The following is an 18,265-nucleotide window of genomic DNA, read 5'->3' on the forward strand; positions in this document are numbered from 1 at the left end:
GGAGATGCCTCACCCTGTCTGTTGTTGCCACGCACCCCCCGCCCTGATGATCATCGAACGCGCGCATGCCGATCGTTACCGAATCCGCCGCGGCACGGCCGAGCGCGACCATGAGTTGCCGGAGCGCGGGCGAGTGCTTGCGACGATTATTCCCTCCCGACGCGGGATTGGTGTCGCGAAGCCGCGAGGACCGGGCCCGGCAGTGGCCCGGCCCGGTGGCGGGGGCGCCGTCCGGGCTACTCCGGCGGGTCGAGCAGACCGGCGAGCTGGGGACCGATCTCGGCAAGCGCCTCGGGAGACGCCATTTGCTGATGATTCGCGTTGATCGGCCTATCGACGATATCCCCAGCAACATAGGGCTGCCATTGGGTCGCTGCCGCCCGCAGATCGGCTTCGGTCTGGCCCGGGCCTCCGATGCCGGCGCTGAAGTATTCGAGCGTGCCGCGGTACACCGCGGGGCGGTGTTCGGCGATCAGCTCGACCGAGCGCACCGCGCTGCGGTAGATCCGCCGCAGCCGATCCTTGGTAAGCACGGCCAGCTCGGGCGGAATCGACGCGTGCAACGAATCCAGTGCCTCCTCGCTGAGCTCGTGGATGTCGCCCTCCGCGGAGATCGCGTCCCCGCCGATTCCGATCTCGGCCAAGCCCTGACGGATCGTGCCGCGGAAATCGGAGACATCCAGATCCGGGTAGCTGTCCAGCATGGCCAGCAGCGCCACCTGTTCGCCTGCCGCCTGCAGCTCGGTCGCCACCGCGTGGGCCACCACCCCACCCAACGACCAGCCCAGCAGCCGGTACGGTCCCTCGGGCTGCACGGCCCGGATCTCGGCGGCGTAGCGGCGAGCCATCTCGGTGACGGAGCCGGGCAGGTACCCGTCTTCGGACAGGGCAGGCGACTGGATGCCGAGAACGGGCTGTTCGGCGGGCAGGAACCGGGCCAGGCCCACATAACTCCACGACAGTCCGTACATCGGGTGCAGGCAGAACAGTGGATCCGCCGTCCCCTCCGCCCGAATCGGCAGCAGCACCCCGAGCCCGTCGTCCGGATCGGGGCCGAAGTCGTAGCCCTGGGCGATCGCCGTCTCGATCCGTGCGCTGAGCCCCGCGACGGTCGAATCGGTGAAGAACCACTGCACCCGGACCTCGGCGCCGGTCACGCGCCGCAACCGGCTCACCGCCTGCGTCGCGACCAGGGAATTGCCGCCGAGACCGAAGAAGTCGTCGTCGAGACCGACTTCCGCGACGTCCAGCACCTCGCCGAACACCCGGGCCACCGCCTGTTCCAGCGGAGTGACCGGAGCACGGAACCGCGCCTGCCCGAGCACCGGTTTCGGCAGCGCCGCCCGGTCGAGCTTGCCGTTCGCGTTCAACGGAAGCGCGGTCAGTTCGATGACCGTGGACGGCACCATGTACGACGGCAGTTCCGCCGCGAGGGCCGCGCCGAGGCGCTGGGTGTCGATGGCGCCGTCGGCCCCGACGACATAGGCGACGAGACGATCTCCCGCGCTCGGATCCGTATGGGCGACCACCGCGGCGGCCGCGACCGCGTCCTGGCGCAGCAGCGCGGCCTCGATCTCACCCAGCTCGATCCGGAATCCACGAATCTTCACCTGGAAGTCCGTACGACCCCGATACTCCAGCTCACCATCGGCATTCCAGGCCACCAGGTCACCGGTGCGATACATCCGCGCACCCGGCTCGAACGGATTCGCCACAAAACGATCCGCCGTCAAATCCGCACGACCGAAGTAACCACGCGCCAACTGCGCACCAGCCAAATACAACTCACCCGAAACACCCACCGGAACCGGACGCAAACGCCCATCCAGCACATAAACCCGGCTGTTCCACTCCGGCACACCGATCGGCACCGACACCTCGTCAGCCGCGGTAACCCGGTGGCTGGTGATCGACACCGCCGCCTCGGTCGGGCCGTACAAATTGAACAGCTCCGCTTTCGGATTCACGATCTGGAAGCGCTTCGCCGTCTCGGCGGGCAACGCCTCGCCGATAGCCAGCACTCGCCGCAGAGTGGGAAGCGGAGTGTCGGTATCCGCGTTGGCGAGCAACGCGTCGAGCATGGACGGCACCACATGCAACGTGGTCACCGCTTCGCGAGTCATCAGCTCGTTCAGGTACGCGGGATCGCGATGCCCGTCAGGCGAAGCGAGCACCAAACGGCCCCGGCATACCGCCGCGGACCAGAACTCCCACACCGACAGGTCGAACGTCGCTGCCGTCTTCAGCAAGATCGCGTCATCGTCGACGAGATCGAACTCGAACGACTTCCACAGCAACTGATTCACAATCGCGCCGTGCGACACCGCGACGCCCTTGGGGCGACCGGTCGAACCCGACGTGAAGATCACATAAGCGGTGTTCTCCGGACGCAACGGCGTCAGCCGCTCGGCATCGGTGACCGGTGCGGTGGATAGCTCGGTGAGGTCGAGTTCCTCCAGTCGCACCACGGGCGCGGTATCGGAGGCGAAGGCAGCCGAAGCATCGGTCAGCACGCACACCGGTGCCGCCGTTTCGAGGATGTAGCCGGTCCGATCGGCGGGCTGGTCCGGGTCCACCGGCACATACGCACCACCGGCCCGCACCACCGCATACATCGCCACAACAAGGTCCACCGACCGGCGCAAAGCGAGCGCCACCCGAGATTCCGGGCCGACGCCTTCCGCGATGAGATGGCGGGCCAAACGGTTGACGCGTGCGTCCAGCTCCGCGTACGTCAGCTCCTGCCGGCTTTCGTCCGAGTCCTGGGCGTCGGCGACCAGCGCGACGGCATCCGGCGCGGCCGCGACGGCGGAATCCAACAGCGCCGCGAGCGTCGTCGCGGCCGACGCGGAGCTGCCGAGCAGCACCGCCGGATCGAGCGCGCGGTCGGTGGCGTTCCACACCGACAGCACTTCGATCCGCTCGGCCGTATCGAGAATCTCGATATCCCCGACCGGTGTCGTCGCGTCCGCCACGACGGCCGCCAGAATGCGCGACAAACGCTCGGCGAAGCCCCGCACCGTTCCGGCGTCGAAAAGGTCCGTGGCGTAAGTGAAGTAGCCGCCGATCCCGGCCGCGTCACCGGCCTCGTCGTAGGTGTCACTGACGATCAGGTGCAGATCGAACTGCGACACATTCAGATCCGCTTCCACCCCGGCGATCGTCAAGCCGGGCAATTCCAGCGCGGTGCGTGCCACGTTCTGGAACGACAGACCCACCTGGAACAGCGGATGATGCGCGGTCGAGCGACGCGGGTTGAGCACTTCCACCAAGCGCTCGAACGGAATATCGGCATTCGCGAACGCCTGCAGATCGGTTTCCCGTTGCCGCGCCAATACCTCGGTGAACGAGTCACCACCGGACAGGCGCGTCCGGAACACCACGGTATTGACGAACATACCGATGAGATCGTCGAGTTCACGTTCACCGCGACCCGCTACCGGAGTGCCGATCGCGATATCCCCGGAACCCGACAGCCGCGCGAGCAGTACCGCGAGCGCGGTGTGCACGACCATGAAGAGTGTGGCGCCGTTGGCGCGTGCCAGTCGCACGAGGCCGGCGTGCGTGGCGGCATCCACCGAGACCTCCACCCGTCCACCGGCCAGCGATGCCACAGCGGGCCTGGGCCGGTCGGTGGGCAGCTCCAGCAGGTCGGGAAGGTCGGCGAGGTGTTCGCGCCAGTACGCGATCTGCTGCGCGGCGATGGACTCGGGATCGGATTCGTCGCCGAGCACGGCGCGCTGCCAGAGCGCGTAGTCGGCGTACTGGACCGGCAGTGGTGTCCACGCCGGGGCGGAAGCCGCGGTGCGCGCGGCATAGGCCACCATCACATCGCGCACCAGCGGCCCCATCGACGAGGCGTCGGCGGCGATGTGGTGCACGACGACAGCGAGGACGTACTCCGGTGTCGACCCGGGCACGCGTCCATCGATCTCCAGCAGCCGCACCCGGAGCGGCACTTCTGAGGTCACGTCGAACGGCGTCGAGGCGAGCGCGTACACAGCCGTCGCGATCTCGGATTCGGTTACCAGCTCCGGCGCGACGTCCAACGTCACCTGTCCGGCGGGCAGGACGACCTGCACGGGACCGTCTGCGGTTTCCGGGTACACCGTGCGCAGCACTTCATGCCGCGCCACCACGTCATCGAGCGCCGCGGCCAGCGCCGTCACGTCGAGCAGCCCGGCGAGCCGAAGCGCGAACGGCAGGTTGTATGCCGCCGAGCCCGTTGCCGCCGCGCGATCGTCATCGACCTGATCGAACCGGTTCAGGAACCACATCCGCCGTTGCGCCAACGACAGCGGCAACCGCTCCGGCCGGACGAGGCTGCCCAGTTCCACACGACGGTTGGCGTGCGTGTGCGACTCGATCGCCGTCGCCAAGTCCGTCACGGTCGAGGTCTCGAACAGCGTCCGCACCGGAATGCGGGCACCCACCGCGGCACCCAACCGCGCCACCACCTGCGTGGCGACCAGGGAGTTGCCGCCGAGTGCGAAGAAATCGTCGTCGGCGCCGACCCGGCTCAGACCGAGGACCTCACCGAAGACACCGGCGACGATCTCTTCCACCGGAGTTGCCGCGGCACGGAATTCGCGAGTGCCGAAGGTCGGCTCCGGCAGCGCCTTACGATCCAGCTTGCCGCTCGGGTTCAACGGGAAAGCGTCCAACACGACGACCGTGGCCGGAACCATGTAAGCCGGAAGGGTTTCACCGACATCGGCCAGCAATTCCGACGGCTCCACCGACCGCCCCGGTGCGGGAACCGCATACGCGACCAGCTGATCACCCAACGCCGACGGCGCCACCAGCGCGACCGCCTGACTCACCGAAGGCTGTGCCAGCAACGCGGTCTCGATCTCACCCAGCTCGATCCGCTGGCCACGGAACTTCACCTGGAAATCGGTGCGACCGAGGTAATCGAGCCGCTGCGGCATATCCCCGGCAGGCGCACGCCACACCACCAGGTCACCGGTCCGGTACATCCGCGCACCGGTGCCGAACGGATTGGCGACGAACCGGTCCGCGGTCAGATCCGGACGGCGCACATACCCGCGAGCAAGCTGGTCACCGGCCAGATACAGCTCCCCCGCCACGCCCGCCGGGACCGGACGCAACCGCGCGTCCAGCACATACACCTGCGTGTTCCACTGCGGAAGCCCGATCGGCACCGAGCGCTCGTCCGTACCGCGGGCGGGCCAGTAGGTCACCGACACCGCGGCCTCGGTCGGCCCGTACAGGTTGTGCACCCTGGCATCGGATACGGCGTTGACGGCGGCCACCGTCTCCGGCGGCAATGCCTCACCGATCACGAAGATATGCGCCAGACTCGGGCACGCACCCGGCGCGGTGTGCGCGGCGAATACCGTCAGCATCGACGGCACGAAATCGGTGACCGTCACGCCATGCGCGGCAATCGTTTCCGCGACGTAGGCCGGGTCCCGGTGCCCATCGGGCGTGGCCACGACCAGTTTCGCCCCGACACGCAACGGCATGAAGAAGCCCCACAGCGATACGTCGAACGTCGTCGCGGTCTTCTGCAGATACACGTCATCGGGACCCAGCGGATACTCGGCCAGCATCCACTCGATCTGGTTGTTGATCGCCGCATGCGAAACGGCGACTCCCTTGGGTCTGCCTGTCGAACCCGAAGTGAAGATGACATACGCAGGGTGCTGCGGCAGGACCGGTCGTAGCAGCTCCTCCGCGCGCAGCGGAGCACTGTCGAGGTGATCCAGCTCCAAGGCGTCGACATGGAGCAGCGCGGTGCCAGGCTGAGCAATCAGTGCATCCTCAGTCCTCGTCACCACGCATGCGGGCTGTGCCGTATCGAGAATGTGCGCGATCCGGTCCGCGGGATGATCGGGATCCAGCGGCACATAGGCGCCACCAGCCGTCACGATCGCGTAGATGCCGACCACCAGATCCACCGAGCGCCGTATCGCCAGGCCTACCAGCGATTCCGCACCCACACCCTGCGAGATCAGCAGCCGGGCTAGCCGGTTGACGCGCTCATCGAACTCACGGTAAGTCAGCGAGACGCCCTCGTACACCAGCGCGACGGCATCCGGGTGAGCGGCCACCGCACGGCGGTAACCATCCAGCAGCAGCTCGGCGGCGACCGGATGGCCGGTGTCGTTCCAGTCGAGCAGAATCCGTTCCCGCTCGGCCGAGGCCAGCAGATCCAGATCGCCGATGACCTGTGCCGGATCCGTCGCCACGGCAGCCAGCAGCCGCCGCAATCGCCCCGCGAATTCCGCGATCGTCGATTCGTCGAACAGATCGGTGGCATAGGTGAACATCGCCGACAGCCCCGCCGCTGCGTCGCCGTCCTGGCGCGGCACCACAGTCAGCTGGAGATCGAATTTGGCCTGAGCGCCACCGAGCTCGACGGCAGACGCCGTCAGGCCGGGCAACTCCAACCGGGGCGCCTGAATGTTCTGGAAAAACAGCGCGACCTGGAACAGCGGGTGATGCGCTTGCGACCGAACCGGATCGAGCACCTCCACCAGTCGCTCGAACGGCAACTCGGCGTGCGAGAGCGCCGCCAGGTCGGTCTCCTTGGTGGCCGCGAGCAACTCGGCGAACGAGCTGCTCGCATCGACCCTGGTGCGCAGTACCAGCGTGTTGACGAACATGCCGATCAGCTCATCGAGTTCACGCTCGCCGCGCCCGGCGACCGGCGTGCCGATGGTGACGTCGTCGCTACCCGACAACCGGCCGAGCAGCACCGCGAAAGCGGCGTGTACCACCATGAACAGCGAGGCGCCCGTGCGGTGCGCCAGCTCGGTCAGCTCGGCGTGGACCTCGGCCGGGATCTCGAACGAGAACTCCGCACCCCGGCCGGACGCGACGGTCGGGCGAGGCCGGTCCGCGGGCAGATCCAATCGGTCCGGGATGCCCTGCAACGCTTGACGCCAGTAGTCGATTTGGGTGGCGGCCACGGATTCGGGATCGGACTCGTCACCGAGGACCGCGCGCTGCCACAGCGTGTAATCCGCGTACTGCACCGGCAGTGGTTCCCAGCTCGGCGCCGCACCGTCGACCCGGGCCAGGTACGCGGTCATCAGATCCCGGACCATCGGCGCGATAGACGCGCCGTCGGCGGCGATGTGGTGCACCACGACAGCGAGGACGTGTTCGGCGGTGTGCGCGGGGCTGCCTACGGGATCCGCGCTCGGCGCCAGTTCGGCGAGGGCGATCCGCAACGGGACCTGCGCGGTCACGTCGAAACCGGCCGACGCGACCTGGAGCAGCCAGTCCGCGAGTTCGGCCTCCGCCATCGCCTGCGGCACAAGGTTCGGAACCGCCCGCTCGGCGGGGAGAATCTGCTGATAACCGGTGCCGTCGAGCGCCGGATACACGGTGCGCAGCGTCTCGTGGCGATCGACCAGATCGGCGACCGCCGCCTGCAAGGCCGTCACGTCCAACGCTCCGGACAGCCGGACGGCGAACGGGATATTGTTCGCCGCCGACGCCGGATCGAACTGGTTGAGGAACCACATCCGCTGTTGCGCCAGCGACAGCGGGATCGGTTGCGACGTCTCGCCTTCGCGCGGCACCGGAACCAGCGCGCGACGCCCGCCCGTGCCCTGGAGCGACGCCAGTAGCGCCGCGAGTGCGGCGACCGTGGATGCCTCGAAGATCACCCGAGCGGGCATGCGCGTGTCGAGTGCCGCGCCGAGCCGGGCGATCATCTGGGTGGCCAACAGCGAGTTGCCGCCCAAATCGAAGAAGTCGTCGTCGGCGCCGACCGGGCGGTCCGCACGCACACCCAGCACTTCGGCGAATGTCGTCGCGACGAGTTGCTCGACGGGAGTGGACGGTGCGCGGAATTCGCGTTCCCGGACAACCGGTTCGGGCAGCGCGCGGCGATCCAGCTTGCCGTTCGGGCTCAGCGGCAACGCCTCCAGCACCACGATCGCCGTTGGCACCATGTACGCGGGCAGCCGCGCGGCCAGATGGTTCCGCAACTCGTCCAGGTACGACTGGTCGTCACCGATGTCATCAGGTAGCGGCGCGGGCACGACGTAAGCGACCAGCTGATCGCCCAGCCGCTCGTCGGACCTGACGATCGCCACGGCCTGCGCTACCGAATCGTGTACCCGCAACGCGGATTCGATTTCGCCCAGCTCGATCCGCAAACCACGCAGCTTGACCTGGAAATCGGTGCGGCCGATAAAGGTGAGCGAACCGGTCGAGTCGGCGCTGACCAGGTCGCCGGTGCGGTACATCCGGCTGCCCGGCGCACCGAACGGGTTGGCCACGAATCGATCCGCGGTCAGATCGGAACGGCCGAAGTAGCCGCGCGCCAATTGCGCACCGGCTAGGTACAACTCGCCCGCGACACCCGAGGGCACCGGATGCAGCCGTGAATCGAGCACGTACGCCTGGGTATTCGACACGGGCAGGCCGATCGGGACCGCACCGGCCACGTCTTCGGCCACCGGGGCGTGGGTGGCGTGGACGGTGAATTCCGTCGGACCGTACAGGTTGTACAGCGCAGCCGAGCTCACCCGCCGGATCGCCTCCACAGCGTCGGAGGTGAACGCCTCGCCCGCGATGAGTAGCGCACGCAGCGAGCCGAGATCGGCGCTGCCCGCCGCGGCGGCGCTGCCCGCGAAGACGGTCAGCATCGATGGCACGAACGAAGTCATGGTGATGCGCTCCGCCGCGATCACCTCGGCCAGATATGCCGGATCCCGGTGCCCGTCCGGGCTCGCCACAACCATCCGGCCACCGGTGGTCAGCGGACCGAACAACTCCCAGACCGAGACGTCGAACGTCGCGGGCGTCTTGAACAGCACCACATCGTCGACACCGATCCCGTACTCGCTGGTTATCCAGCGAATCTGGTTGACCGCCGCGGCATGCGGAACCGCGACGCCCTTCGGGCGGCCGGTCGAGCCGGAGGTGAAGATCACGTAAGCCGGGTGCGCTGGACGCAGCGGCGCGATCCGCTCCGCGTCGACCACCGGCTCACTCGAATAACCGGACAAATCCAGTTCGTCCAACGACAGGGTCTGCACTCCGGCGCCGTCGAAATCGTCGCGGGACGTGGTCAGCACGCACACCGGCGCCGCCGACTCGAGCACGTACCTGATTCGCTCGATCGGCTGATCGAGATCGAGCGGGACATACCCCGCGCCCGCCTCGTGCACCGCGTACATGGCGACGACCAGGTCCACGGAGCGTCGCATCCCCAGCGCGACAAGCTTTTCCGGAGAGACACCCGCATCGATCAGCCGCCGCGCCAACCGATGCACCCGGTCGGCGAACTCGGCGTAGGTCAGGGATTTCCCACCGGGAACGGACCCGTCGACAATCGCGACCTGCTCGGGGGACGCCGATACCTGGGCCTGGAACAGATCGACGAGGGTAGCCGCCGAGTCGACGGTCTCGGCCTGCTCCCGGCCGTTGAAGAACAGACGGGCGGCACCGCCCGCGATGGGTCGTACCCAGTGCCGCACCAGATCCGGCGGGCTCGGTCGGCCGGTGGCCACGACTACGCGCAGCTCATCCAATTCGGCCGGGTCCAGGGCGGCGAGTGTCGCGGGCGCACCGAACAGATGCGTCACATGTTCCCGCCGCAGCAGCTCCGCGAGCCCCGCACCATCGAATCCGGGAGCCACGACGATCGTCGCCGCGCTGCTCACGGCGAGCAGCAGCTCGAGCACCAACTGGTCGGGCGACGGCGCGGCGAAGTGCAGGGTGCGCGCCTGTGGCGTCAGCCGGTAGCGCTCCCGCTGCTCATCACAGAAAGCGGACAATCCGGCCTGGGTGACAACCGTCCGCTCCGCGTGACCGCTCGAATTACGCTGGTAGACCACATACGCCGGATGCTCGCCCTGCAACGGACGCACCCGATCGATATGGGTCACGGCATCCGCGGGGTAATTCCGCAGCGCGCGTTCGAACTCCGGGTCGTCGACGGCGAGCCACGTCACCTGCCCAGGCAGCCGGTCACGCACGGCCCCGACTGTGAGCCCCGACACCACGCCGGGATCGGACACCATACGCTCGACCAGGTCCGGCGAATCGTCCGGATCCACCGGCACGAAGCCGGCGCCGGTCTTCGCCACCGCCCACAGTGCCACCACGGAGTCGACCGAGCGCGGAATGCTCACGGCGACAAAGTCTTCGGGACCGACGCCGCGTTCGAGCAGCAACCGAGCAAGCCGCGTCGAGCGGGAATCCAACTCGGCGTAGCTGATTCGCGCCGCCGACTGCGTCGCGACATCAGTGCGTCCGCCGACTCGGTCGGCGGCCTGTACGACAGCGATGCCGTCCGGGTTCGTTTCCACCGCCATGGCCAGCAACTGCGGCAATGTGGTCACCCGCGGCCGCCGGGTCCGGTTGGGCCGCACACGTGCCGGGCGGGTCATTCGGGTGCCCCTACGCCAGTGGAAGTGCACGGTGTGTCGGCTACCCGAAACAATGAAGTATCCCTCACTACTATCTGGTCTAGCTGTCTTTCCGCCCAGCGTGGCAGCACTGTGCCACCGCGCACCGTCGCTGCGGCGCGCCCGCCGCTATCGCGGCGGCATCGGTGGCGGCGCTATTCGGCCCCGTCCGACACGATACCCACCGCGATGGTTGCTCAACCGTGCCTGGGAAGGACGGGATTCACCCGACATCGCCGGATACCGGGTTCCCGAGGAGCTCCGGGACCGCGACCACCTGCAGCGCACTCCGGGCTATCGGTGCGGGCACCGAATAGCCCTCGTCGAGCACCACGGCCCGCAGGTCTTCCAACTCGGCCGGGTCGATCGCGGCGAGATCGGTTGCATCGGTGAACAGGTGGGTCACCCACTCCTCCGCGAGCAACGCCTGCGGCCCATCCGCCGATTCCATGTCCGCGACCACGACCGAAGCGCCCGCGCTGCCCGCGGCCACCACCTCGAGCACGGCGGCCACCGACTCCGGGCCGCCATACCGGAAGGTGCGCGATTCGAAGGTCAGACCGGTACGAGCGGACAATCGAGCCGCCGCGGCCGCCAGCGCGTCATAGGACAGTGCGAAGCCATACCCCTCGGTGGGCGGCATCCCCGTCGGCACGACGGCCGGATCGTCTCCGCGCAGCGTGCGTATCCGGTTCGCGTACGTGACCGGTCTCGGCGATTGGGCGTCGATCTCGGCGATCACGGCAGGATCGTCGAACGCCAGCCAGTCGACACTGCCGGTGGCCGATGCGGAACCCGCCTGACGCACGACATCGGCCGCGGCGACCAGCCCCACCTTGACCTCCAGTTCACCGGGCAGCGCCGCGTCGACCGAGGACACCGGCACCAGCGCGGCGCCGGTCTCGAGCACCGCCCAGATGGCCACCATCGCGTCGACACCGCGATCCAGGCGGATCGCCACCCCGGTTCCGGGCCCGCAGCCGCGCGCGATCAGCGCCCGGGCCAACCGCGACGTCCGGGCGTGGATGTCCTGGTACGACAACGCCTCCTCGCCCGACACGACGGCGGGCCCGTCCGGATCGTCCTCGACCGCGACGGCGAACAGCCGGGTCAGCGTGGTGCCCGCGGTCGGTGCCGCGGTCTCGGCCTCAGCCACGGTCGTCGTCTGCGGTGTGGCGAAGACGCGATTGCGCTCCTCCGCATCGAGGATGTCGATATCGCCGACACATACCTCCGGGTCGGCGACCACCGAAGTGAGGATGCGCTCCAACCTGCGTCCGAATGCCTGCGCGGTCGACTCGTCGAGAACGTCGGTCGCATAGGTGATCACGGTGACCAGATCGCCGAACGAGCCGTCCGCGTGATGCCGCGGTTCGACGGTCACTTGCAGATCGAATTTCGCCGCGGCCGCGCCGGCGTCCAAAGCCGCCACCGTCAGGCCGGGCAGCTCCAGGGTCGGCTGCTCGGCGTTCTGGAACGAGAGCATCACCTGGAACAGCGGGCTGTGCGAGGTGGTGCGTCCCGGGACGACCTTCTCCACCACGCGCTCGAACGGGATGTCCGCGTTGGCGAAAGCGGCCAGATCGATCCGGCGGGCCTGATCGATCAGCTCGGCGAAGCTACCCCCGGAATCGACCGCGGTGCGCAGCGTCAGGGTGTTGACGAACATGCCGACCAGATCATCGAGCACGCGTTCGCCGCGGCCCGCGATCGGCGTGCCGATGGCCACGTCGGAGTCGCCGGACAACCGGGCCAGCAGCACCGCCAGCGCCGCGTGCACGACCATGAACAACGTCGAATTGCGCTCGCGCGCCAGCTTGGCCAGCGCCTCGTGCAGCTCGGGCGCGATGGCGAATCCGGTGTTGGCTCCGCGCATCGTCGGCACCGCGGGCCGCGGACGGTCCAGCGGCAGATGCAATTCGCCGGAAAGCCCGGCGAGTTGGTCGCGCCAGTACGCCAACTGCCGTGCGGCCACCGAGTTCTCGTCGTCGTCGGTGCCGATGACGGCGCGCTGCCAGATCGCGAAGTCCGCGTACTGCACCTCCAGCGGCGACCAGCGCGGCGAGTTGCCGCGGACCCTGGCCATATAGGCGGTCATCAGGTCGCGGGCAAGCGGGGCCATCGAGGCGCCGTCGGCGGCGATGTGGTGCGCGACCATGGCCAGCAGGTGCTCGTCCGGCCCGGACTCCAGCAGCAGGGCGCGCACCGGAACCTCTTCGGTCACATCGAATCCGGTGTGCATCAGCTCGGTGATCCGGCCGATCGGGTCGTCGGTGGCAGCCACATCGAGGCCACCGGGCTGTGCCTCGGCTACGGACAGGATCTCCTGGTACGGCAGCCCGCCCGGCCCGCTCGCCGGGTAACGCGTGCGCAGCGATTCGTGCCGCTCCAGCACATCCGCCAAGGCGTAGCGCAGCGCGGACACGTCCAGCGCACCGGTCAGCCGGATCGCCAGCGGAATGTTGTAGGCGGGCGAAGCGGGATCGAACTGGTTGAGCACCCACATCCGCTGCTGCGCCAGCGACAGCGGCACCTGCTCCACTCGCTCGGCGCGGACCAGCGGCGGTCGCTGCGCGCCACCGGCGCCGGGCACCACACGGGCGGCCAGCGCGGCGACCGTCGGAGCCTCGAACAGTTCGCGCACCGCGACATTCGCGTCCAGCGCCTCGTTGATCCGCGCGACCACCCGGGTGGCCAGCAGCGAGTTGCCGCCGAGCGCGAAGAAGTCGTCGTCCAGACCGACCTCGGCAGCGCCGAGCAGTCCCGCGAACACCTCCGCCACCGCCTGCTCGACCGGCGAACTCGGCGCACGGAACGACGCCGCGCCGACGAACTCCGGTGCGGGCAGGGCCCTGCGGTCCAGTTTGCCGTTCGGCGTGAGCGGCAGGGCGTCCAGCGCCACGACGGCGTCGGGAACCATGTAGCCGGTCAGGAACTCCGACACCTGGGCACGCAGCACACTCGAGTCGAGCGTGCCGCCGGTGTCGGGCACCACGTAACCGATCAGGCGATCACCCGCGTGCTCGTCCGAGCGGACCAGCACCACGGCCTGGCTCACGCCGGGGCAGCGCAGCAGCGCCGACTCGATCTCGCCGAGCTCGATGCGGAAGCCGCGCAGCTGCACCTGCTGGTCGCCGCGCCCCGCGTACTCCAGGGTGGCCTGGCCACCGAATCCGACCCAGCGGCCGATATCGCCCGTACGATACATCCGGGATCCCGGCACGCCGAACGGATTCGCGACGAAGCGCGCTGCGGCGAGTCCGGGACGGCCGAGGTAGCCGCGGGACAGCTGGGCGCCCGCGACATAGATCTCGCCCGCGACACCGACCGGAGCCGGGTTGAGGCGGGCGTCGAGGACATAGGCGTCCAGGCCGGGCAGCGCGCGGCCGATTACGCTCGCCGCGTTGTCCACCATCTGCTCGTCCAGCGACAGGAACGAGACGTGCACCGTGGTCTCGGTGATGCCGTACATGTTCACCAGCCACGGCGAGTCCACCGGATGACGCTCGTACCAGCGCCGCAACTGACGCAGATCCAGAGCTTCGCCGCCGAACACCACATAGCGCAGCGCGAGCTTGCCCTGGTCGTGCGGATGCGCGGCCCGATCGGCCTCGGCGAGCTGGTAGAACGCCGACGGAGTCTGGTTGAGCACGGTGACCTGTTCGCGAATCAAGAGCTCGCGGAACTGCTCCGGCGACCGGGAGGTCAGGTAGTCGACCACCACCACGGCGCCGCCGTTGGCCAGCGCGCACCACAGCTCCCACACCGAGAAGTCGAACGCGAACGAATGGAACAACGTCCACACGTCGGTCTCGTCGAACTCGAACAGCAGCTGGGTGTTGGCGAACAATTCGACGACGTTGCGGTGCGTGACGCCGACGCCTTTGGGCACGCCGGTGGACCCGGAGGTGTAGATGACGTACGCCAGGTTGTCCGGACGCAGCGGCGCGATGCGCTCGGCGTCGCGGATGCGGTCGTCATCGAACGCGGTGCTCGCCGCGAGGATGTCTTCCAGCAGGAGCACCGGAATAGTGCCCGCCGGCAGCGCTTCCCGCTCGGCGGCGGTGGTGAGGATGCAGGTGGGGGCGGCATCGGCGAGCATGAACTCCAGCCGCTGCACCGGATAGGTGGTGTCGATCGGCAGGTACGCCACACCGGCGGTGAGCACCGCCAGCAGCGCGACGGGCAGTTCCGCGCTGCGCGGGACCGCGACGGCCACCAGCGATTCCGGGCCCGCGCCCTGCGCGATCAACGCACGGGCCACCCGATTCGCGCTGCGCTGCAGATCATCGAAAGATAGTGTGGTGTCGCCGAAACGGATCGCGTCCGCGTTGGGCCGCCTGCGCGCCTGCGCGCCGATCAGGTCCACCAGGGTCACGTCGGGCACCGCGGCGCCGGGGGTGCTCCACTCGTGCAGCACGAGTTCGCGCTCGCCGGGGGCCAGCACATCGATATCGCCGACGGTCACCGTGGCGTCGAAGGCCACCGCGCGCAGGATCCGGCTGAAGCGATCGGCGAAGTCCTGCACGGTCGCCTCGTCGAACAGGTCGGTGGCGTAAGTGAAGGCCGCCGACATGCCCTGCGCGGCGCCGTGCCGGTCGATGTTCTCCACCAGCGCCAGCTGCAGGTCGAACTTCGCCAGCGGCACCGCGAGGTCCACCGCGGACACCGAAAGCCCGGGCAGCTCCAGCTCGGTGCGGGCCAGGTTCTGGAAGGTCAGCATCACCTGGAACAGCGGGTGACGCGCGGCCGACCGCGCCGGGTCGAGCAGCTCGACCAGCCGCTCGAACGGAACGTCGGCATGGCCGAACGCCTCGACATCGATGGCGCGCACCTCGCGCAGCAGCTCGTCGAATCGCGCGCCGGGATCGATCTCGGTGCGCAGCACCAGCGTGTTGACGAACATGCCGATCAGGTCGTCCAAGGCCGCCTCGCCTCGGCCCGCCACCGGAGTGCCGATGGCGATGTCCCTGGTGCCGGACAAACGAGACAGCAGGACAGCCAATGCCGCGTGCACCACCATGAACAACGTCGAATTATGGTGCTGCGCGAGATGGCTCAGCGCGGCGTGCACCTCGGCGTCGATCTCGAAGCCGAGCGTGGCGCCGCGATGGGACGCGACCGCGGGACGCGGCCGATCCGCGGGAAGCTCCAATTGCTCGGGTAGCGCGGCCAATTCGGTGCGCCAGAAGGCGATCTGCTGCGCCAGTACCGAATCCGGGTCGTCTTCGGCGCCGAGGATCTCGCGCTGCCAGATGGCGAAGTCGGCGTACTGCACCTCGAGCGCGGGCCATTCCGGCACGCCGCCGCGCATCCGATCCACGTAGGCACTCATCAGGTCGCGGGTCAGCGGCCCCATGGAGAAGCCGTCGCCCGCGATGTGGTGCACCACGCAGATCAGCACGTGCTCGGTCTCGCTCAGCGCGAGCAAGCGCACCCGCACGGGCGGCGCGACCGTGACGTCGAAACCCTCGGTCACCGCTGCCGCGACGAGCGCGGGCACCTCGGACTCCCCGGCTTGCTCGACCGTGAGCTCGGGCAGGGCCCGCGGATCGGACGCGGGCAGCACGAACTGGTAGCCCTCGCCGTCGACCTCCGGGTACAGGGTGCGCAGCACCTCGTGCCGCTCGGCGAGATCGTGCACCGCGGCGTGCAGCGCCTCGACGTCGAGCCGGCCCGATAGTCGCACCGCGGCCGGAATGTTGTTGACCGCGCTGGCCGGATCGAACCGGTTCAGGAACCACATGCGCTGCTGGGCGTAGGACAGCGGCACCCGCTCCGGCCGCGGCTGCGCGTGCAGCGCCTGGCCTGCGGCCGAACCCGCGTGCTGCTCCACGCGGGCGGCGAGCGCGGCGACGGTGGTCGCCTCGAACAGCAACTGCACCGGCACGCGCAGATCCAGCGCCGATCCGATGCGCGCGGCGGCCTGCGCGGCCAGCAGCGAGTTGCCGCCGAGCTCGAAGAAGTCGTCGTCCGCGCCGACGCGGCCGTCCTCCTCGGGCACCAGCAGCGCGGCGAACACGTCCGCGACGATCTCCTCGACCGGCGTGGACGGCGCGCGGAACACACGCGCGGCGAAGACGGGCTCGGGCAGCGCCGCGCGGTCGAGTTTGCCGACCGGCGTCAGCGGGATCTCGTCCAGCACCATGATGGACGCGGGAATCATGTACGCGGGCAACGTCTCACCGAGGAACTCGGCGAGTGCGTCGGTGTCCACGCCGGCTCCCGACCGCGGCAGGACGTACGACACCAGCGCGGTCGCGCCCGAGGGCAGCGCCTTGCCGAGGGTGGCCGCGAAATCGATGTCCGGGTGGCTGGTGAGCGCGTTGTCGATCTCGCCGAGCTCGATGCGGAAACCCCGGATCTTCACCTGGAAGTCCGAGCGTCCGAGGTATTCGATGGCGCCGCCGTCCAGGCCCCCGGATTCCGTGCGGCGCACCAGGTCTCCGGTGCGGTAGAGCCGCGCGCCCGGGTTGCCGGTGTCGGCGCCGAACGGGCTGGCGACGAACCGCTCCGCGGTCAGCCCCGGCCGTCCGAGATAGCCCTGCGCCAGCGCCGGACCCGACAGGTACAGCTCGCCGACCACTCCGGCCGGCACCGGCCGCAACCGCGAATCGAGGACGAACGCACCGACTCCCGGGATGGGCGTGCCGATGGTGATGGGCTCGCCCGGCGCCATCGGCGGCGTGCTGGTGGCGAGAATGGTCGCCTCGGTAGGCCCGTAGCCGTTGTAGAACTCGCGTTCACCGGCCCAGCGGCCGACGAGTTCCGGACCGAACTTGTCACCGGCCACCACAACGGCTTGCAGATCGTCCAGCCCGGCCGGATCCACCGATTCCAGGGCGCCGGGAGTGATGAGCATGTGCGTGACGCGCTCGCGCCGCAGCAGATCCGCCAGTTCGAAGCCGCCGAACACCGTCGGCGGCGCGATCACCAGCGTTGCGCCGGAGGAGAAGGCCAGCAGCAGTTCGAGCACCGAGACATCGAAGTTCGGCGAGCAGACGTGCAGTACCCGCGAGTCCTCGGTCACCCCGTAGTGCTCGCGCTCCGCGGCCACCAGCCCCGCCAGGCCGCTGTGCGTGACCACGACGCCCTTGGGCTTCCCGGTCGATCCGGAGGTGTAGATCACATAGGCCGGGTGCCGCTCGTCCAGTGGGCGAACCCGGTCGGTGTAGGAGATGGGATGCCCGGGGCGCGCGGCGATCCGCGCGGACAGCACCGGGTCGTCCAGCTCGACCCAGTACGCGCCGGTGCCGAGCACCGGGCGATGCGCCGAGATGGTGAGACCAACGGTCGCGCCGGAATCGGCGACGATGTGGTTGATCCGGTCGGTGGGGTAGGTGGGATCCACCGGCACGTAGGCCGCGCCCGTCTTCGCGATCGCCCAGACCGCGAGCACCGACTCCACACTGCGCGAGATCCCGATGGCGACCACGTCGCCCGGCCCGACACCGCGTTCGATCAGTTCCCGGGCCAGCCGAGAGGACGCCGCGTCCAGTTCGGCGTAGGTGAGTTCCTGATCGTCGTCCTGGTCGCCCGTGGGGTTGAACCGGATCGCGACCTCGCTGGCGGCGGACTCGACGGCTGCGGTGAGCAGCTGACCGAAGAGGGGACTGCCCGACCTGCGACGACGGCTACCCCGAGTGGAGCGACGGGCGGTTTCCATTCGAGTGCATTCACCTCTCGCATCGAGCCAAGACCAGGGCATATCCGGGCCGAGGGTCTGTTTTTCGGGCCCAGCGCGGTCCGAGCAATCATATAAGGGACTGATCGGTAACCCCGCGCGCCGTATTTCGTCGCCGCGGCTGCCGCGCGTGCGGTCCGCGCCTCTTCTACGTTCGTCTGTCCTCTCGTCGGACACCGTCGAT

At 68.8% G+C, this 18,265-nt stretch carries 2 protein-coding genes; both read right to left on the reverse strand.

The window, feature by feature from the left end; genetic code table 11:
* Nucleotides 1–236: 236 nt before the first annotated feature.
* The gene (locus IU459_RS09310) at nt 237–10,379 is read right to left on the reverse strand and encodes a non-ribosomal peptide synthetase (protein ID WP_195129063.1); all 10,143 of its coding nucleotides are present in this window, start codon (nt 10,377–10,379) and stop codon (nt 237–239) included.
* 241 nt (nt 10,380–10,620) lie between these two features.
* Nucleotides 10,621–18,258 (reverse strand): non-ribosomal peptide synthetase, encoded by a 7,638-nt coding sequence (locus IU459_RS09315; RefSeq protein ID WP_324198803.1) that lies wholly within the window; start codon nt 18,256–18,258, stop codon nt 10,621–10,623.
* Nucleotides 18,259–18,265 lie beyond the last annotated feature (7 nt).

The organism is Nocardia amamiensis, assembly GCF_015477605.1.
Lineage (GTDB): Bacteria > Actinomycetota > Actinomycetes > Mycobacteriales > Mycobacteriaceae > Nocardia > Nocardia amamiensis_A.

What these genes read in the sequence shown, in the direction of transcription:
- IU459_RS09310 (WP_195129063.1), bottom strand. Translation starts at nt 10,379, where the DNA reads ATGACCCGCCCGGCACGTGTGCGGCCCAACCGGACCCGGCGGCCGCGG.